This is a genomic window from Vibrio sp. HDW18 (genome assembly GCF_011306175.1).
GTDB classification, from domain to species: Bacteria; Pseudomonadota; Gammaproteobacteria; order Enterobacterales; family Vibrionaceae; genus Vibrio; species Vibrio chanodichtyis.
This window is the reverse complement of the sequence record NZ_CP049914.1, coordinates 280,840-296,222: the sequence shown is the minus strand read 5'-3', so window position 1 is coordinate 296,222 and position 15,383 is coordinate 280,840. Positions and strand designations below refer to the sequence as shown.

At 46.6% G+C, this 15,383-nt stretch carries 14 protein-coding genes and 2 pseudogenes; 9 read left to right on the top strand and 7 right to left on the bottom strand.

All coding sequences use genetic code 11. The annotated features are described in order from the left end of the window. Window positions 1-9 precede the first annotated feature (9 nt). The 6 genes and pseudogenes from G7083_RS13120 to G7083_RS13095 all read left to right on the top strand — a co-directional run. The gene (locus tag G7083_RS13120; RefSeq protein WP_166015281.1) at window positions 10-1,704 is read left to right on the top strand and encodes a ribulokinase; all 1,695 of its coding nucleotides are present in this window, start codon (window positions 10-12) and stop codon (window positions 1,702-1,704) included. Between the two features lies 1 nt (window position 1,705). After that, a complete protein-coding gene (locus tag G7083_RS13115; protein ID WP_166015280.1) occupies window positions 1,706-2,446 on the top strand; it encodes an L-ribulose-5-phosphate 4-epimerase in 741 nt (246 codons plus the stop codon). Between the two features lie 9 nt (window positions 2,447-2,455). Continuing rightward, complete coding sequence (gene araA / locus G7083_RS13110; RefSeq protein ID WP_166015279.1) at window positions 2,456-3,946, top strand: L-arabinose isomerase; 1,491 nt, start codon at window positions 2,456-2,458, stop codon at window positions 3,944-3,946. A gap of 47 nt (window positions 3,947-3,993) precedes the next feature. Continuing rightward, complete coding sequence (locus G7083_RS13105; protein ID WP_166015278.1) at window positions 3,994-4,512, top strand: hypothetical protein; 519 nt, start codon at window positions 3,994-3,996, stop codon at window positions 4,510-4,512. Window positions 4,513-4,576: 64 nt separating this feature from the next. After that, window positions 4,577-5,416 (top strand): arabinose operon transcriptional regulator AraC, encoded by an 840-nt coding sequence (gene araC / locus G7083_RS13100; protein ID WP_166015277.1) that lies wholly within the window; start codon window positions 4,577-4,579, stop codon window positions 5,414-5,416. Between the two features lie 139 nt (window positions 5,417-5,555). Further along, window positions 5,556-5,810, top strand: a pseudogene (locus tag G7083_RS13095) (copper-binding protein); the annotation flags it as partial. A 112-nt stretch (window positions 5,811-5,922) separates the two neighbouring features. On the opposite strand, the gene G7083_RS13090 reads toward G7083_RS13095, so the two are convergent. From G7083_RS13090 to G7083_RS13060, 7 genes are all read right to left on the bottom strand, one after another. Then, the gene (locus tag G7083_RS13090) at window positions 5,923-7,005 is read right to left on the bottom strand and encodes an ABC transporter ATP-binding protein (protein WP_166015276.1); all 1,083 of its coding nucleotides are present in this window, start codon (window positions 7,003-7,005) and stop codon (window positions 5,923-5,925) included. A 15-nt stretch (window positions 7,006-7,020) separates the two neighbouring features. Further along, window positions 7,021-8,250, bottom strand: coding sequence for an AGE family epimerase/isomerase (locus G7083_RS13085; RefSeq protein WP_166015275.1), 1,230 nt, complete (start codon window positions 8,248-8,250; stop codon window positions 7,021-7,023). Window positions 8,251-8,290: 40 nt separating this feature from the next. After that, a complete protein-coding gene (locus G7083_RS13080; RefSeq protein WP_166015274.1) occupies window positions 8,291-8,896 on the bottom strand; it encodes a DUF624 domain-containing protein in 606 nt (201 codons plus the stop codon). Between the two features lie 5 nt (window positions 8,897-8,901). Next, window positions 8,902-9,840 carry a carbohydrate ABC transporter permease gene (locus G7083_RS13075; RefSeq protein WP_166015273.1) on the bottom strand — a complete coding sequence of 313 codons (939 nt, stop codon included), beginning with the start codon at window positions 9,838-9,840 and terminating at the stop codon, window positions 8,902-8,904. Window position 9,841: 1 nt separating this feature from the next. Beyond that, on the bottom strand, window positions 9,842-10,714 hold the full coding sequence (locus G7083_RS13070) for a sugar ABC transporter permease (RefSeq protein ID WP_166015272.1): 873 nt from the start codon (window positions 10,712-10,714) through the stop codon (window positions 9,842-9,844). A 328-nt stretch (window positions 10,715-11,042) separates the two neighbouring features. Then, the gene (locus tag G7083_RS13065; RefSeq protein WP_166015271.1) at window positions 11,043-12,374 is read right to left on the bottom strand and encodes a ferric reductase-like transmembrane domain-containing protein; all 1,332 of its coding nucleotides are present in this window, start codon (window positions 12,372-12,374) and stop codon (window positions 11,043-11,045) included. A gap of 110 nt (window positions 12,375-12,484) precedes the next feature. Then, window positions 12,485-13,513 (bottom strand): LacI family DNA-binding transcriptional regulator, encoded by a 1,029-nt coding sequence (locus tag G7083_RS13060; RefSeq protein ID WP_166015270.1) that lies wholly within the window; start codon window positions 13,511-13,513, stop codon window positions 12,485-12,487. 249 nt (window positions 13,514-13,762) lie between these two features. On the opposite strand from G7083_RS13060, the gene G7083_RS13055 reads away from it, so the two are divergent. The 3 genes and pseudogenes from G7083_RS13055 to G7083_RS13045 form a co-directional block, all read left to right on the top strand. Further along, a complete protein-coding gene (locus G7083_RS13055) occupies window positions 13,763-14,206 on the top strand; it encodes a PTS sugar transporter subunit IIA (RefSeq protein WP_166015269.1) in 444 nt (147 codons plus the stop codon). A 48-nt stretch (window positions 14,207-14,254) separates the two neighbouring features. Next, a complete protein-coding gene (locus tag G7083_RS13050; RefSeq protein ID WP_166015521.1) occupies window positions 14,255-14,542 on the top strand; it encodes a PTS sugar transporter subunit IIB in 288 nt (95 codons plus the stop codon). Between the two features lie 9 nt (window positions 14,543-14,551). Continuing rightward, a pseudogene (locus G7083_RS13045) lies at window positions 14,552-15,373 on the top strand (PTS ascorbate transporter subunit IIC); the annotation flags it as partial. Between the last annotated feature and the right edge of the window lie 10 nt (window positions 15,374-15,383).

Below are 15,383 nucleotides of genomic sequence, written 5' to 3'. Positions count from 1 at the left end.
GGAGCAGTTATGGATACAAACAAAACCCCTCAGCCGCATGTGATTGGTTTGGATTTCGGATCCGACTCGGTACGGGCACTGATTGTTAATGCACAGACCGGTGGTGAAGTCTCTGCCGCCGTAGTCTATTATCCGCGCTGGATGCAAGGGCTCTATTGCCAGCCAGCACAATCTCAATTTAGGCACCATCCGCTCGATTATTTGGAAGCGATGACCAGCGCGATGCAACAAGTGCTGGCGACAGTGCCAGACAACATCCGTGCGGCCATTGTCGGCATTGGCGTGGATACGACTGGTTCAACCCCCGCGCCGATCGATGAAAACGGTACCATTCTGGCGTTACGGCCCGAGTTTGCCGACAACCCAAATGCGATGTTTGTGCTCTGGAAAGATCACACCTCGGTAGCGAAAGCCGAACGGATCAATCAACTCGCCCACTCTGGTCAATTTACCGATTACACCCGCTACATCGGCGGGGTTTACTCTTCGGAATGGCTATGGGCCAAAGCCGCCTGGGTGAGCGAACAAGATCCACTCGTGGCCCAACACGCCTACAGTTGGGTGGAGCTGTGTGACTGGATCCCAGCGATTTTGTCGGCAACCGAGCATCCGCACACTTTGCGCCGTGGTATTTGTGCCGCTGGACATAAAGCCATGTGGCATCAAAGTTGGGGAGGCCTACCCGACCAAGCGTTTCTCAGTGCGATTTCGCCAACTCTTGATGGCATACGCGAGCGTATGTTCAGCGAAGTGTTCACCGCTGATCAAGCCGCGGGCTACCTGTCTCAGTCATGGGCTGAACAACTCGGCTTAACCGTTGGCATTACCATTGCGATTGGTGAGTTTGACTGCCATATGGGTGCGGTGGGAGCCGGCGCTGGTGCGCATGATTTGGTCAAAGTTATCGGCACATCGACCTGTGATATTTTGATGGTTGAGGCAGAGCAAGTCGGCGATCGCACCATTCATGGTATTTGTGGACAAGTGCAAGGCAGTGCAATGCCAGAGCTACTGGCACTCGAAGCGGGCCAATCGGCATTTGGTGATCTGTACGCTTGGTTCAAAAATCTGCTGATGTGGCCACTACACGCTTACGCCGAACAGCACCCCGATTTTGCACCAACGGCCAAACAAATTAGCGCGCAACTAATTACACTACTGACTGAGGCAGCCCAGCAGCAAGCTATCGACCACAACACTCCAGCGGCCATCGACTGGCTCAATGGCCGCCGCACCCCTCACGCCAATCAACGTTTAAAAGGCGCGCTGTGTGATTTAAATCTAGGCAGCACTGCACCCGCTCTTTTTGCCGCCTTGGTTGAAGCGACGGCCCACGGCGCTAAAGCGATTGTCGATGGTTTTATTGAGCAAGAGGTCAATGTTGAGCGGGTGATAGCGATTGGTGGTATTGCCCAAAAATCACCGTATGTCATGCAGATGTGCGCTGATGTAATTGGCCGAGAAATCATTGTTGTGGAATCGGATCAGTGCTGTGCTCTCGGCGCAGCGATATTTGCCGCGGTTACCGCTGGCGTGTACCCGACCACCACAGCGGCACAACAAGTGATGGCCAGTCCGATACGTCACAGTTACTTACCTCAACCCGATCAACAAACTCTGCGCGCCGACCGTTACGCGACTTATCGTCAGTTCGGTCAGCATATTGAGCAGATGGCGAACTTTCACCAAGCACAGGAGCGTTAAGATGTCTGACTCCATCGCACGTCAACTCAGCATGCCACTTGCGCAACGACTCGATCATCTGCGCCATCAGGTGTGGCAAGCCAATCTGGATCTGCAGCGCCACAACTTAGTCACCTTTACTTGGGGCAATGCCTCCGGCATCGATCGTGAATCCGGCTTAGTAGTGATCAAACCGAGTGGTGTGGAATACGGTGCTCTCAGTGCACAAAACATGGTCGTGGTGGATCTGCAAGGAAAAATCATCGGCGGCGATCTGCAGCCTTCCTCCGATACCGCGACTCACTTAGCGCTCTATCGCCAATTCCCAGCTATTGGTGGCATTGTACACACCCATTCACCACAAGCGACGGCTTGGGCACAAGCAGGGCGAGCAATTCCAGCCCTCGGCACCACGCACGCCGATTATTTCTACGGTCAAATTGCCTGTACACGGGCATTGAGCGATACCGAAATCGCCCATGATTACGAACTCAATACAGGCAAAGTGATCATTGAAACTATCGCTGAGAGCGATGTGATGGCCTGCCCTGGTATTTTAGTCAAAGAGCACGCACCCTTCACTTGGGGCCAAGATCCCCACCAAGCGGTACACAACGCGGTGGTGGTGGAAGTGGTTGCGGCAATGGCTCTGCACACTCTACAAATCAACCCACAAGTCAGCGCGCTTAACCCAGCGCTACTCGACAAACATTACTTACGCAAACACGGCGCTAACGCCTACTACGGTCAAACCAAGCAATAAGGAAAGATGATGAAGATTTTTAATCAAAAACAAGTCTGGTTTATAACAGGCTCACAGCACCTGTACGGACCGAAAGTATTAGACAGTGTCGCGCATAACAGTGCCGCGATTATCGCTGGATTAAATGTCGCGCCCGACATCTCAGTTGCCATCACCAACCAAGGCACGGTAAAAACCCCAGACGAAATTCTCGCGGTTTGCCGTGCGGCCAACAATGATCCGGACTGTATTGGCTTAATGCTGTGGATGCACACCTTCTCGCCCGCCAAAATGTGGATTGCCGGACTCTCCCAACTGAATAAGCCCTTCTTACATCTGCACACTCAATTCAATGCCGCACTGCCGTGGGATGAAATCGACATGGATTTCATGAACTTGAACCAAAGCGCCCATGGTTGTCGCGAGTTTGGTTTCATCGGCACTCGCTTGAACATTGAACGCAAAGTGGTGGTCGGACATTGGCAAGATCAACACGTACATAGCGAAATTGATGATTGGTGCCGCGCAGCCATCGGGGTCAATGCGGGTCAGCAACTGAAAGTGGCCCGTTTTGGTGACAACATGCGCCAAGTGGCGGTCACCGAAGGCAATAAGGTATCGGCGCAAATCCAGTTTGGCTATGAAGTCAATGCGTACGGGCTCGGTGAATTAAGTGAAGTGGTAAACGCAGTGACCGATTCAGAGGTGAATCATCTGCTCGATGAATACGCCTCAACCTACCAAATGGCCGACTCACTGCTCAGTGACGCAAGCTTAAAACGGTTGATAATCCAAGAAGCGCGTTTAGAGCTGGGGATGGAGGCATTCTTAACCTCGGTTGGCGCCGGAGCATTCACCAACACCTTTGAAAACCTAACTGGGCTGACCAATTTACCGGGGCTCGCGACCCAACGTTTGATGAGCAAAGGCTTTGGTTATGGTGGCGAAGGTGACTGGAAAACGGCCGCCTTGACTCACATTATGAAGGTGATGGGGCAAGGCAAAGCGGGTGGCACTTCGTTTATGGAAGACTACACCTACAATTTCGGTGGTAAAGGCCAGGTTTTAGGGGCACATATGTTAGAAGTTTGCCCTTCTATCGCCGCAGCACAACCGAAGTTAGAAATTCACCGCCACACGATCGGCTGCCGCTGTGATATTCCGCGTTTGATTTTTAGTGGTCAGGCGGGCGCGGCACTCAATGTGTCAATCATTGATTTGGGTGAGCGGTTTAGAATGGTTGTCAACTTAGTGGACACCGTAACGCCACCGCAATCACTGCCCCATTTGCCAGTTGCACATGCCTTGTGGGAGCCACAGCCCAATCTTAACCTCGCCGCGGCCGCGTGGATCCATGCAGGAGGCGCGCATCATGCGGTATACAGCCAAGCAGTCAGCCTCGCAACCCTGACCGACTACGCGGAAATCCTTGGCCTAGAAATGGTGGTGATTGATAATCACACCAATCTGCGTCAATTCAAGCAAGAATTGCGCAATAACGGCGTATACTACCGGCGTTAATCCACCCGAACAGGTGCTCCCGTAGGGGAGCACTCTGGAGTTAATTTGTGAATGATACCGATCTCGCTGCCGCGCCTTGGCTACGGTTAAATAAGGCCCAGTGGACCCTCAAACTCTCGACCTCCCATTCGGCTAATTTTGAGCTGCAATGGAATGGTGAAACTCGCTATGTCGGCGAGATGGCAGTGATGAATAACGGACAGCCGATTGCCATGCACTGCGCCAACTGGCGCTTTCGCCACAAACTGGATCGATTAGAGCAATGGTGTCAGATTGATCATGCAGAAACCCTATCGATTAACATCAACTACCACTTTGTCAATGATGCGCTGGTGATTGAATATTTGGCTCGTAATGCGGTACCGACTCGTTTAGATATCCGCCACACCATTCAACATCTACCACAATCCAGCGATGTACCGCCCGCCGCTTGCTCCCTCTCAGCGTCAGCGTGGCAGCACCACAGAAATGGGCTACCCAGTGAATTTCTCGCCAAAACTCAAAAAACCGATTTGTTCAGAGAAGCATTTTCAGCTAAACAGTGGATTATTCTGGATAAACTGTGAGCAATCGCGGTGACAGCTAATCCGCTGCAGAATACACTGCGTTAAAAATCGATAAAGATGATGTATGCAAAACAGCGACCCATTAAAGCCCGGATATAATTTCGATGCTCACCTTGTGGCAGGATTAACGCCGATTATTGAAGGGGATGAACTGGACTTTGCCATCGACCGTCCTAATGGTATGAAAGGTTTCATCATCAATTTCACTAGCCAAGGTGAGGGTACTATTTTCCAAGGCGAACACGCCTTTGATGTCAAAACCGGCGATTTATTGCTGTTTCCCCCCAGTGCGACCCACTTTTATCAGCGTAAAGCAGACAGTGCCTCTTGGTTTCATCGTTGGGTCTATTTTCGGCCAAGGGCTTTTTGGCATGATTGGCTACACTGGCATGATCAGGCCAACGGGGTCTATTTAACCCAAGGCTTAGACAGTAGTACCATTGCACAAATCGAACGTCTGTTTATTGATATTGAATACGTAGCAAAATCCGATCTGCCTTACCGCAATGACTTGGCGATTAATCTGCTCGAACAACTGCTGATCCGCTGTAAAACCATTCAACCGGATGTGGTCAGTAAAGCGCTTGATCCACGGGTGATTGAAGCGATGAATTACATGACCCAAAATTTGAAGCTCAACTTTAGCCTCGAAGATATTGCCGCTGCTACTTGCTTATCCGCTTCGCGCTTAGGCCATTTATTTCGTGCCGAAGTCGGCATGACTATCACCGAATGGCGCGATGATCAACGCATCAGCCGCGCCAAACAGTTGCTCGTCACTTCCAACTATTCGGTTAACCATATCGGTCGAATTGTCGGTTATAGCGATCCACTCTATTTCTCGCGGGTGTTTAAACGTAAATCAGGCGTGAGCCCTAAGCGCTATCGCACGCAGATCAGTTGAAGCGGATCGGCTCACCGAGCATCACCGCCTATTTTCTCATTTTATTCAGATAATACTTGACCTTCCCCTAGGGTAAAGCTTTAAATTACGGCTAATTTTTTCATTTAAGGCATAAAATGCGCTTTTCATCTGTTCGCATATTCAGTTTGTGGTGATGAACACAGGCAAAATCGATCACGAATTTTCGATTGGCTCAGCCGCGGAGCAACTGAAACACCGTCAAATGATGCGTCAAATGGGTAACCATGAACACGACAGCGGCAGCACTGTCACCGTAAAACCAGGCAAAGCCAAAGAGCTGTTATGGCATTTCCAAGGTGACAACAAAGTGGAGTTTGCTTGTAACATCCCGGGGCATGCTGAAGCAGGAATGATCAAGCAGATGGAACTGTAATTCACCGATCTTGTTGAAATATTAGGGTAAATAACCTCAAGCCATCCCGCGCAAAATAGCGTGGGATGACTTGTCACTTTAGCGATACGCTCACCGATACGCCGCCAATCGATTACAGTCGCTCTTCGGTAGCGGCACAGAAAATCGAAACATTGTGCAGATTCATATGCAGTTTCAATGCATCGCCATTATTCAGTTTTAAATTGGCATCTAATTTAGCTCTTAACGCCTGACCATGCATATCAAACTCAGCCAAGGTTTCCGAGCCGGTCATTTCAAAAGCACTGACTGGCAGTGTCAATTCAAAATGGCTGTTGAGGGGGGATTGAGTCACATGCTCAGGGCGGATGCCAAATAACACTTTGCGGTCATTCACCGGCTTAGTGGTAAATTGATAATCCTTCACTGGGATCCAAACATTATCCACTAGCACCCCCCACTGATTGCCTTCTTGATATAAAAAACCTTTCAGTAAGTTAATTTGTGGTGAGCCGACAAATTTAGCCACAAACACATTGGCAGGCTGATTATAAATTTCATAAGGGGTGCCAATTTGCTGAGGAATACCTTTGTTCAGCAACACAATTTTAGTCGCTAAAGTCATCGCCTCAATCTGATCGTGAGTCACATAAATAATTGTCGAATCCAGCGATGTATGTAGTTTTTTCAACTCTAAGCGCATCTCGCCGCGCAGCTTAGCATCCAAGTTAGAGAGCGGCTCATCAAACAAAAAGACTTTCGGCTGTCTCATCAAAGCGCGGCCAATCGCCACCCGTTGACGCTGGCCACCAGACAATTGAGCAGGAGTGCGATCCAATAAGTGACCAATTTGCAGCATATCCGCCACTTCTTGCACTCGCTTGGCAATCTGATCTGCTGGTTTCTTATTGATTTTCATACCAAAACCAATATTTTCACCCACAGTCATGTGCGGAAATAATGCATAAGATTGGAACACCATCGCGATATCGCGATCTTTCGGATCCGCGAGAGTGACATCCTTACCACCAATCACAACTTGACCCGATGTGACATCCTCTAGACCGGCAATTAAACGCAGCAATGTCGATTTACCACATCCAGATGGGCCGAGTAACACGGTAAAGCCACCCGCTTCCATTTCCAAATCGATGTCATTTAGGATGACGGTTTTTCCAAAAGTTTTGTTGAGTTGTTTTACTTCTACAGCGTGCATAATGTCATCCTCGTGTTATCGTGCCGTTGCTTGAACGACTTGACCAGTCTGCTCTACATCGGTAATTCGTTTAATCATTTCTAGGCAAGCGCGTCCATTATGGTATGGGCATTTCCAAGGCTCGACTTTGGCCGTGTTGCGATAAGGCTGCCCACAGCGGTTCACTTTCCAATACCATTCACCATTGAGATGATCTTTTAACTGGTGTTGAATAATCTTCCAGCAGCCAAGGGCATTGGCTAACTGCTGTGGGCGGCGATCTTTTTGATAAGCGTTAAAAAACCCGACCATAGCTTCGGCCTGAACCCACCAAATTCGATCGCAATCAAGCAGATGCCCTTCACGTAATTCGTTGAATACCGCGCCATCGCGATCTATCCCTTGCTGAGCGGTGATTTCCGCCATTGCACTACTTTGCGCGACAATTTTGGCCGCCAATTGTGCATCCGAAAGCTGTTGCGCCGCGGCATCCATCAACCATGTGCCCTCAATATCATGCCCATAGGAGATATCCTGTGACACGCAGCGCCAGTCACGAGTAAAAAATAGCCCGTAATGCAACGTATCATTGACCACCTTCTCGGCCATAATTTGACTCAGCGCAGCCAGTTGTGACGCTACCCGAGGATCTTGGCTGGCTTGATGCAATAGCGTGTAAGCTTCTAAAACATGCAGATGAGTATTCATCGATTTTTCAGCTAATACCCCTTCTGCGGTATCACACACCAATTGGTTTTCAATCGGATCCCATGTGCGATCAAACGCTTCTCGATAGCCGCCAAAGGTCGCATCAAACGCATGCGACTCAATCAATTCAAATAACGACATCGCCACCGCGAGCGCCTGTGGATCCCCACTCGCCAAATAAAATTCACTCAGTGCATAAATCGCAAAGCCTTGGTTGTAGATATGCTTTTGCGAATCCACAACGTTACCATTTTTGTCTAACAACCAGAAAACACCGCCATACTGCTGATCGAGCGCTTTCTCAATAATAAATTGATAGCAATACTGAGCGGCTTGCAAATAGCGATCATCACCCAAAATTCGGTAGGCGGCAGAAAAAGTCCACAAAATTCTCGAATGCAATAACACCGCTTTATTATGTTGTGGATCAATCTTACCGACAAAATCTGCATAGCAATAAAAACCACCCTGTTGGTTATCTTGTAAGCCTAACCAAAACTCCAAAATATTTTTTGCTTCATCATTCAGTTGTTGTTTAAATTGGGTTAACTCTAACATAATCTTTTCTCTTAAAATTTTAGGCGTTGAATTAAAATGCTCAATAGCGCTTTAACTCATCACGCTTAAGCCATAATAAACCAACCGCGGTCAATAACGATGGTGATAAGCCATAAAATAATCCCAATATTGGCATTAACATCGTTAACAATAAACAAATCACCAGCACACCCAATGAAGAAAATAACACTATTTTTTCTTGCTTTAGCAATAACAATGCTTGATCTATGCGCTGAGAAATATTATTGGCATGATAACAACCTTGCATAATTAAAACACAATAGCTCACCAGCAATACCAAACACGCCACGGGTAAAAAACTCAACGCCAATATTGCCCAAGTACGTTCAGCATGAATAACCACCCACTGCACATACCACAATCCACAGCCAGTCGGTAACAGTAACAGCCACCCAAGTTGATTACAGGGCATGAACTCTTGCTTATATTGCTGCCACATTTGTTTCATCGTCACCTTGGCGGCGCCATTGAGATAACGACGCAGCATGACGCAGACCATCACCGTCGCAGGAAAAACACCGAATAACACGCCCCCCAACAGACTAAAGCCAATCCAAGCCAGATTTAGCCACGCTAAGCGAGTAAGCCAATGACACAGAATAATTAATGGGGAGCAAGAGTTCATTGTTCTTAGCCTTTTACTGCACCATTGGTGACACCAGCATAAATTTGTTTTTGCAAGGTGAGGAAAATCACAATCGATGGCACTAAAATAATCACAATCCCAGCGGAAATGGTGGTCCATTCCGTACCAAATACTGAAGTGAATTTATACAAAGCTGTCGAGACCGTCACCTGAGAAGCTTCCGGTAAATACAGCAATGGGAAATAGAAGTCATTATAAATAAAGATGGTGCGTAAAATAATGATCGTGGCTATCGCTGGTTTTAACAATGGCAAAATGATTTTACGGTAGATAAGGAAATACGAAGCCCCTTCCATTTTAGCCGCTTCATCAAGCTCAACCGGAATGCCTTTCATAAATTGTAAAAAGACATAAATCATCACCACATCTGCGCCAATATACAATAATACCACTGCCGCTTTATGGTTAATTAACCCTAAGCTTTTAATCACTTCAAAGGTAGCCACTTGCGTGGTCACCGCTGGGATGACCATTGCAACCACATAGGCTAATAAAACCAGTTTTTTACCTCGAAAATCAAAACGCGATAATACATAAGCTACCTGCGTACCAAATACGATAGTAAAAAATAATGAAATCATCAAAATAGTGCCAGTGTTAAAAAACGCCAAGCCTAAATTGCCATCGGTAAAAACTTTGACATAGTTACTAAAATTAGCAAATGTCTCAGGGAAACCTACTTTGCTGGTATTGTAATATTCATCTAAAGTTTTAAATGAAGCCATCAGTACCGAATACGGTGGAACTAATACCGCGAGTGAAGCTAAAGCTAAGGTTAAATATTTAAATGTTAGCCAAAACACCTGGCTTGGATTGGATAACGTCTTCTTCAAACGCGCTTTTCTCATCGCCCGTTCCGAACGCTCTACCTTGGCGATAAGTCGCTGCTCTTCATAGCTGGTGGCGGTTGATGGTTGCGACATATTATTTTCCTTCCTTAAACAGCACTTTTTGTAGAATCATAAATAGGACAACAATCATCAGCAGCAGTACAGCCATCGCCGATGCGAGACCAAAATCATTAAAGTTAAAGGCGGTTTCCAATGTTGCCATCACGAAAGTTTTGGTGCCATTGGCGCCTTTAGTGATGATCATTGGGATTTCAAATACCGAAAGTGAGCCAACAAAAGCCAGCAGCACCTGCAAACCAATCACTAATTTAATCGAGGGTAAGGTGATAAAACGAAACTGTTGTAATTCACTCGCCCCTTCAATGCGGGCGGCTTCATATTGATCTTGCGGAATGGATTGCAGTACACCAAAAAATAAAATCAGGTTAAAGCCTAAATAACGCCATATGGATGCCGCAACCAATGCCCAATTGACGACATTACGATCCATCAACCACGGTTTGATCCACTCCTCTAATCCTATCAAGATCAAAAAGCTATCTAGCGCGCCATCCACTTGGTAAAAAATCTGAAACACCATAGAGGCGGCGACAGCATTTAATACAAATGGAATAAATAACAACGTCTTAAAGAGATTTCGCCCCGCCAATTTCGAGTTGACTAACACCGCAAACCACAGTGAAAGGGTTAGCTGAATCACTGCACCAGCAAAGTAATACAAGGTAACCAACAGCGGTTGTAGCTGATCTGGCTCGTGCCAAAGGTAAGTGTAATTTTCTAAGCCAATAAAGTTTTTTACCGGTGCATAACCATCCCAGTCGGTCACACTCATATAAAACAGCTGACTGGCCGGGTAGTAAGAAAAAGTAAACAGTAAGGTCAACGGTATCGCTAAAAATGCCACGATAATTAACCTTTGCTGCTGTTTTAGCGTCAAGTCAAACATGTAAGCTCCCCAAAAATATCCTGCATACAATCGCTAAAAACTCGATAGTGGCAGGATCAAATCATCTCATTTCGCACAAATCTTAACGTTACGATTGTGGAGTGACAATGGCTCGCTTTGGTCATATAAATTTAATGTGAAATCGATCAACAAAGATAAGGTCTAGTCGCAAACCTTTGTGATCTAGATAAAGATATGTCCTAGATGTTAAATGTGATCTATCTCTTGTTTTTACCGAACAAGCAAAAATCGAAACGTTACGAGTGAACAAGCTGACAATACTAGATGCATATTTAAATAGAGAAGATCACAACCATCAGTGACAAGATTAGCGCATCATAAACAGCTCTTCGTGAAATTGGTGCACCAGATCAACACGGTAGTCTTTTAGCGCTTTTTTCAAATAACGTGAAAATAGGACCGGTCCACAGAAATAAAATTGATAGCCACTTAAATCTCCACAACAGCGCGCAATATCAGCCACCGACAAATGGGGTGTAACACTTGAATCAATAATGGTTAAGCAAACACCGGCAAGCTCGGCTTGCTCACTCAGTTGGGCGCACAACTCTGGCGTTGCCTGATTGCAACAGAAAAATAGATAAATGGGATATTGGCTTTTTTCAATCCGTAAACCATCCAGAACAGCCATAAATGGAGTAATCCCAATCCCGGCTCCAATCCAAATTTGTGCTTGATCAACCGAAAAGTCGAACTTGCCATAGGGCCCTTCTACTTCCACAACTTCACTAGTTTGCAACCGTTGATGTAGGCCCGTGGTAAAATCTCCCAACTCTTTGATCAGAAAACGCAATTGTGAACCGTGATTGGCGCAAGCGATCGTAAATGGATGAGGCTCTTCTCCAGTAAATTTCAAGTAAACAAATTGCCCCACCTTATGCCCTTGCCAAGGTTTATCTAAGCCAATAGTTAAATCCAACGTTTTACTTTTCGAACTGTAATCAAAAGTTTGAATATGGGCTAGATAACGAGACTGCCGCCCAACGAGACCAAACAAACTATATAATGCAGCCCATATCCCGACCAAAATAACCAGCAGTGTTAACCAATAAATCGGCGTACCCCAATAGGCTTTTTTCAGCAGTATTAAACTATGGAAAGCAATCAATAAGTAGATCGCCGCCATCATCCGGTGAGTAATACGAAACCATTTGTATTTAATGGCCGACCAAAGAGAAATAACCATAAGCCCAAGTAAGGCATACAATCCCCATTCACCGCTTTCCATCGCCCAGGGTCTAGCCTGATTAAACCATAAAGAAAAACCCTCCAAGCTCGCTTGAGAGCCCATACTATTTCTGCGTTCTGGTTGGCTTATCCATTCAAGTGCGACAAGCCATTTGGGGAGTTGATAGGCTATCCAATGGAAAATGCCAAGCAATAGTGAGGTGATCCCTAACCATTTATGCATTCGATAACCTTTATCGATACCTTGTGTCCATTGCTCTATCAGCGGCAAACGCAAGGCTAGCAGCATGGCCAATGACATCAGCATGATTGCTAAGATGCCGGATAATTGAACAAAACCCGAGCGCCATTGAAATAGATTGGTTGACTGTAACCAATGAGGATCAGCTTGCAGCCATAGTAAGATAACGATACCGATGCTTGCCCAAAGTACGACTATCATCCGTCTCATAACCAAACTCCATTCTATTAGTAAGGTTATTTAAACGTAACAGATCCAACGTAAAGCACCGTTGTAGGAAGGTAAAGTTGAGTAAAGGGCAAACCCTCTTGGAGAACGGATTATTTTGGCTGTGTACTGGTGCGAGGTTTTAGCTGAAAGCCCAAATTACTCACCCGCTCAAATGGCTCACCATTAATGGCCTGCAGTAATTGATTGGCTGCATGTAAGCCCATGTGCTCGTAGTCATATTCTGCGCAGCTCAAGCTGGGAAACGCATGTTCCGCAATAGTGGAACCTTCCAAACAAATTAGTGCGATATCAGTGGGGACTTTAAGTACTCGACGATGACACTCAAATAATGCGCCAATCGCAATCTCTTCATGGCTACAGACTAAAGCATCGAGTGATGAATCTCTTAGCAGCAGTTTCGATACCCCTTCTGCCCCCAATTGCGCGGATGGCGCTTGCGGCGTGGTGAGAAAATGATCAGGGGCCAAGTAGCTTTCAATCATGGCCGTCTGCCAACCGTGCAGTTTTTTTTGCAGCGTGGAATGATTACCCCGTGCGCCAATAAAGCCAATGTTTTTAAAGCCTTGTTCAATCAGGTGCCGCGTACACATTCGGCCGACCTCAAAATAATCTACTCCAATATTCATATAGCGAGAGGCACGGTTTAATTCTGCAATTTCAAGCACAGGTGTATTAGCCAAGTGCAGTAATTGGTGGGTGCGTTCACTATGGTGACTACCGAAAAGTACCACACCGGCAGGGCGATCTTCTAAAAATGTGCTCAGCAGTTGTTGTTCTTGCTCCACCGAGTAGCCACTGTAACCCAGCAGTAAGTGATAACCGGCTTGATTAAGCTGCTGCTGAAAACTCGGTAAAAAATTAGCACAGGATTTTTCTAGCAAGGATGGCAAGATCAAAGCGATGGAGCGACTGGCGGCAGAAGCCAAGGCTCCCGCGGCTTTGTTAGGAATATAACCAAGTTCATCAACCACTTGTTGAATTTTTTCTCTGAGCTTATCCGAGACCAGTTGCGGCGTTCGCAACGCCCGCGAAACCGTCATCGTGCCCACCCCAGCCTGTTTAGCGACATCCGCTAGAGTCACATTTCCGGTATTTCTTCTTTTGCGCGTTTCACTCATTTCGACTTTAACTATTGGTTTTGATTTGAGACTGCCGCCACTGACAACAACCTAGCAATGGTCTCGAGTGTAACTCATCGTCATCCAAAGCGACCATGTGAAAATCCTTGAATAAACTGAAATGATAGCGCTATCACAAATAATGGTAGCGCTATCAGTAGTGACGTTCATTTGTGATCACCATCGGTTTTTCTTCACCACATCATCGCTAGAGTAGTGACATCAATAGTGATCAGTTGGAAAACGTCAATGTTAAGTAAGCTAATTACCACAGAAGTGATTCGTATCTACCCAAGCGCGAGTGACTGGCGAGATGCGGTGCAAAAATCGTGTCAAGCGCTGATCGATAACGGTGCTGTAGAGCCACGCTATGTGGATGCTATTTTTCGTAGCCACCAAGAGATTGGTCCTTACTACGTGGTTGGCCCAGGCATGGCAATGCCCCACGCCAGACCGGAAGATGGAGTCAATCGTCTCTCTTTGGCGATTACCGTGATCCAACAGGGTGTTAATTTCAATTCTGATGGAAATGATCCCGTAAAAATGCTGGTCACCCTTGCCGCTACGGACAGCGAAAGCCATGTCGGGGCGATTGCCAAACTGGCAGAACTGTTTATGAATGAAGAACATGTCGCACAAATTTGTCATGCGCAAAGCGTCGACGATGTGCTAGCAGTCATCCAAAACTATTAATCCGCTTTATCCCCAAGCGGAACTCAACAAAATAAAAGGTACTGAATGATGAAAATTATGGTGGTTTGCGGAAATGGTTTAGGCACAAGCCTAATGATGGAAATGAGCATCAAAGCGATCGTAAAAGATCTGCAGGTTGACGCGCAGGTCGACCATATCGATCTTGGCAGTGCGAAAGGGACTCAATGCGATATTTTTGTTGGTACTAACGATATTACCGATCAATTAATCACACTTGGGGTGACCCCGAAAATTGTCAGCCTTGCCAATATGGTGGATAAAGTTGCAATGAAAGAGCGTTTGTCAGTAGCACTGCAAGAGTTAGGCGCACTATAAGGAGGCGTTATGGAGTTTTTCAGTTTCTTAATGAATGATGTCCTATCAGAACCGGCGGTTCTGGTTGGATTGATTGCACTGATCGGTTTGATCGCACAGAAAAAACCGCTGACCGAATGCATTAAAGGCACCGTCAAAACCATTTTGGGTTTTATCATTCTTGGCGCAGGTGCTGGGCTGGTGGTCAGCTCACTTGGCGATTTCGCCACCATTTTCCAACAAGCGTTTGGTATTACTGGCGTAGTGCCTAACAACGAAGCGATTGTCTCGATTGCACAAGAAGCTTTTGGCAAAGAGATGGCGATGATCATGTTCTTCGCTATGTTGGTTAATATTCTGATCGCGCGTTTAACCCCTTGGAAATTTATTTTCCTCACTGGGCACCACACTCTCTTTATGTCGATGATGGTCGCCGCGATACTCTCTTCAAGTGGCATGAGCGGCGTGGCGTTGATTGCTCTCGGTTCATTAGTGGTTGGCTCAGTGATGGTACTGTTCCCCGCGATTGCGCATAAATATATGAAGCAAGTAACTGGATCGGATGATGTTGCCATCGGCCACTTTTCTACCCTCTCTTATGTACTGGCTGGCTTTATTGGTAGCAAATTCGGTAATAAAGCCCACTCCACAGAAGAGATAAATGTGCCGAAAGGGCTGCTGTTTCTACGTGATACACCGGTAGCGATCTCCTTCACCATGGGCATTATTTTTATGGTGACTTGCCTGTTCGCTGGTGGTGATTTTGTACGTGAAGTGAGTGGCGGCAAGCATTGGTTCATGTTTGCACTGATGCAGTCGATCACCTTTGCTGGTGGGGTGTACGTCATCTTATACCAATCTG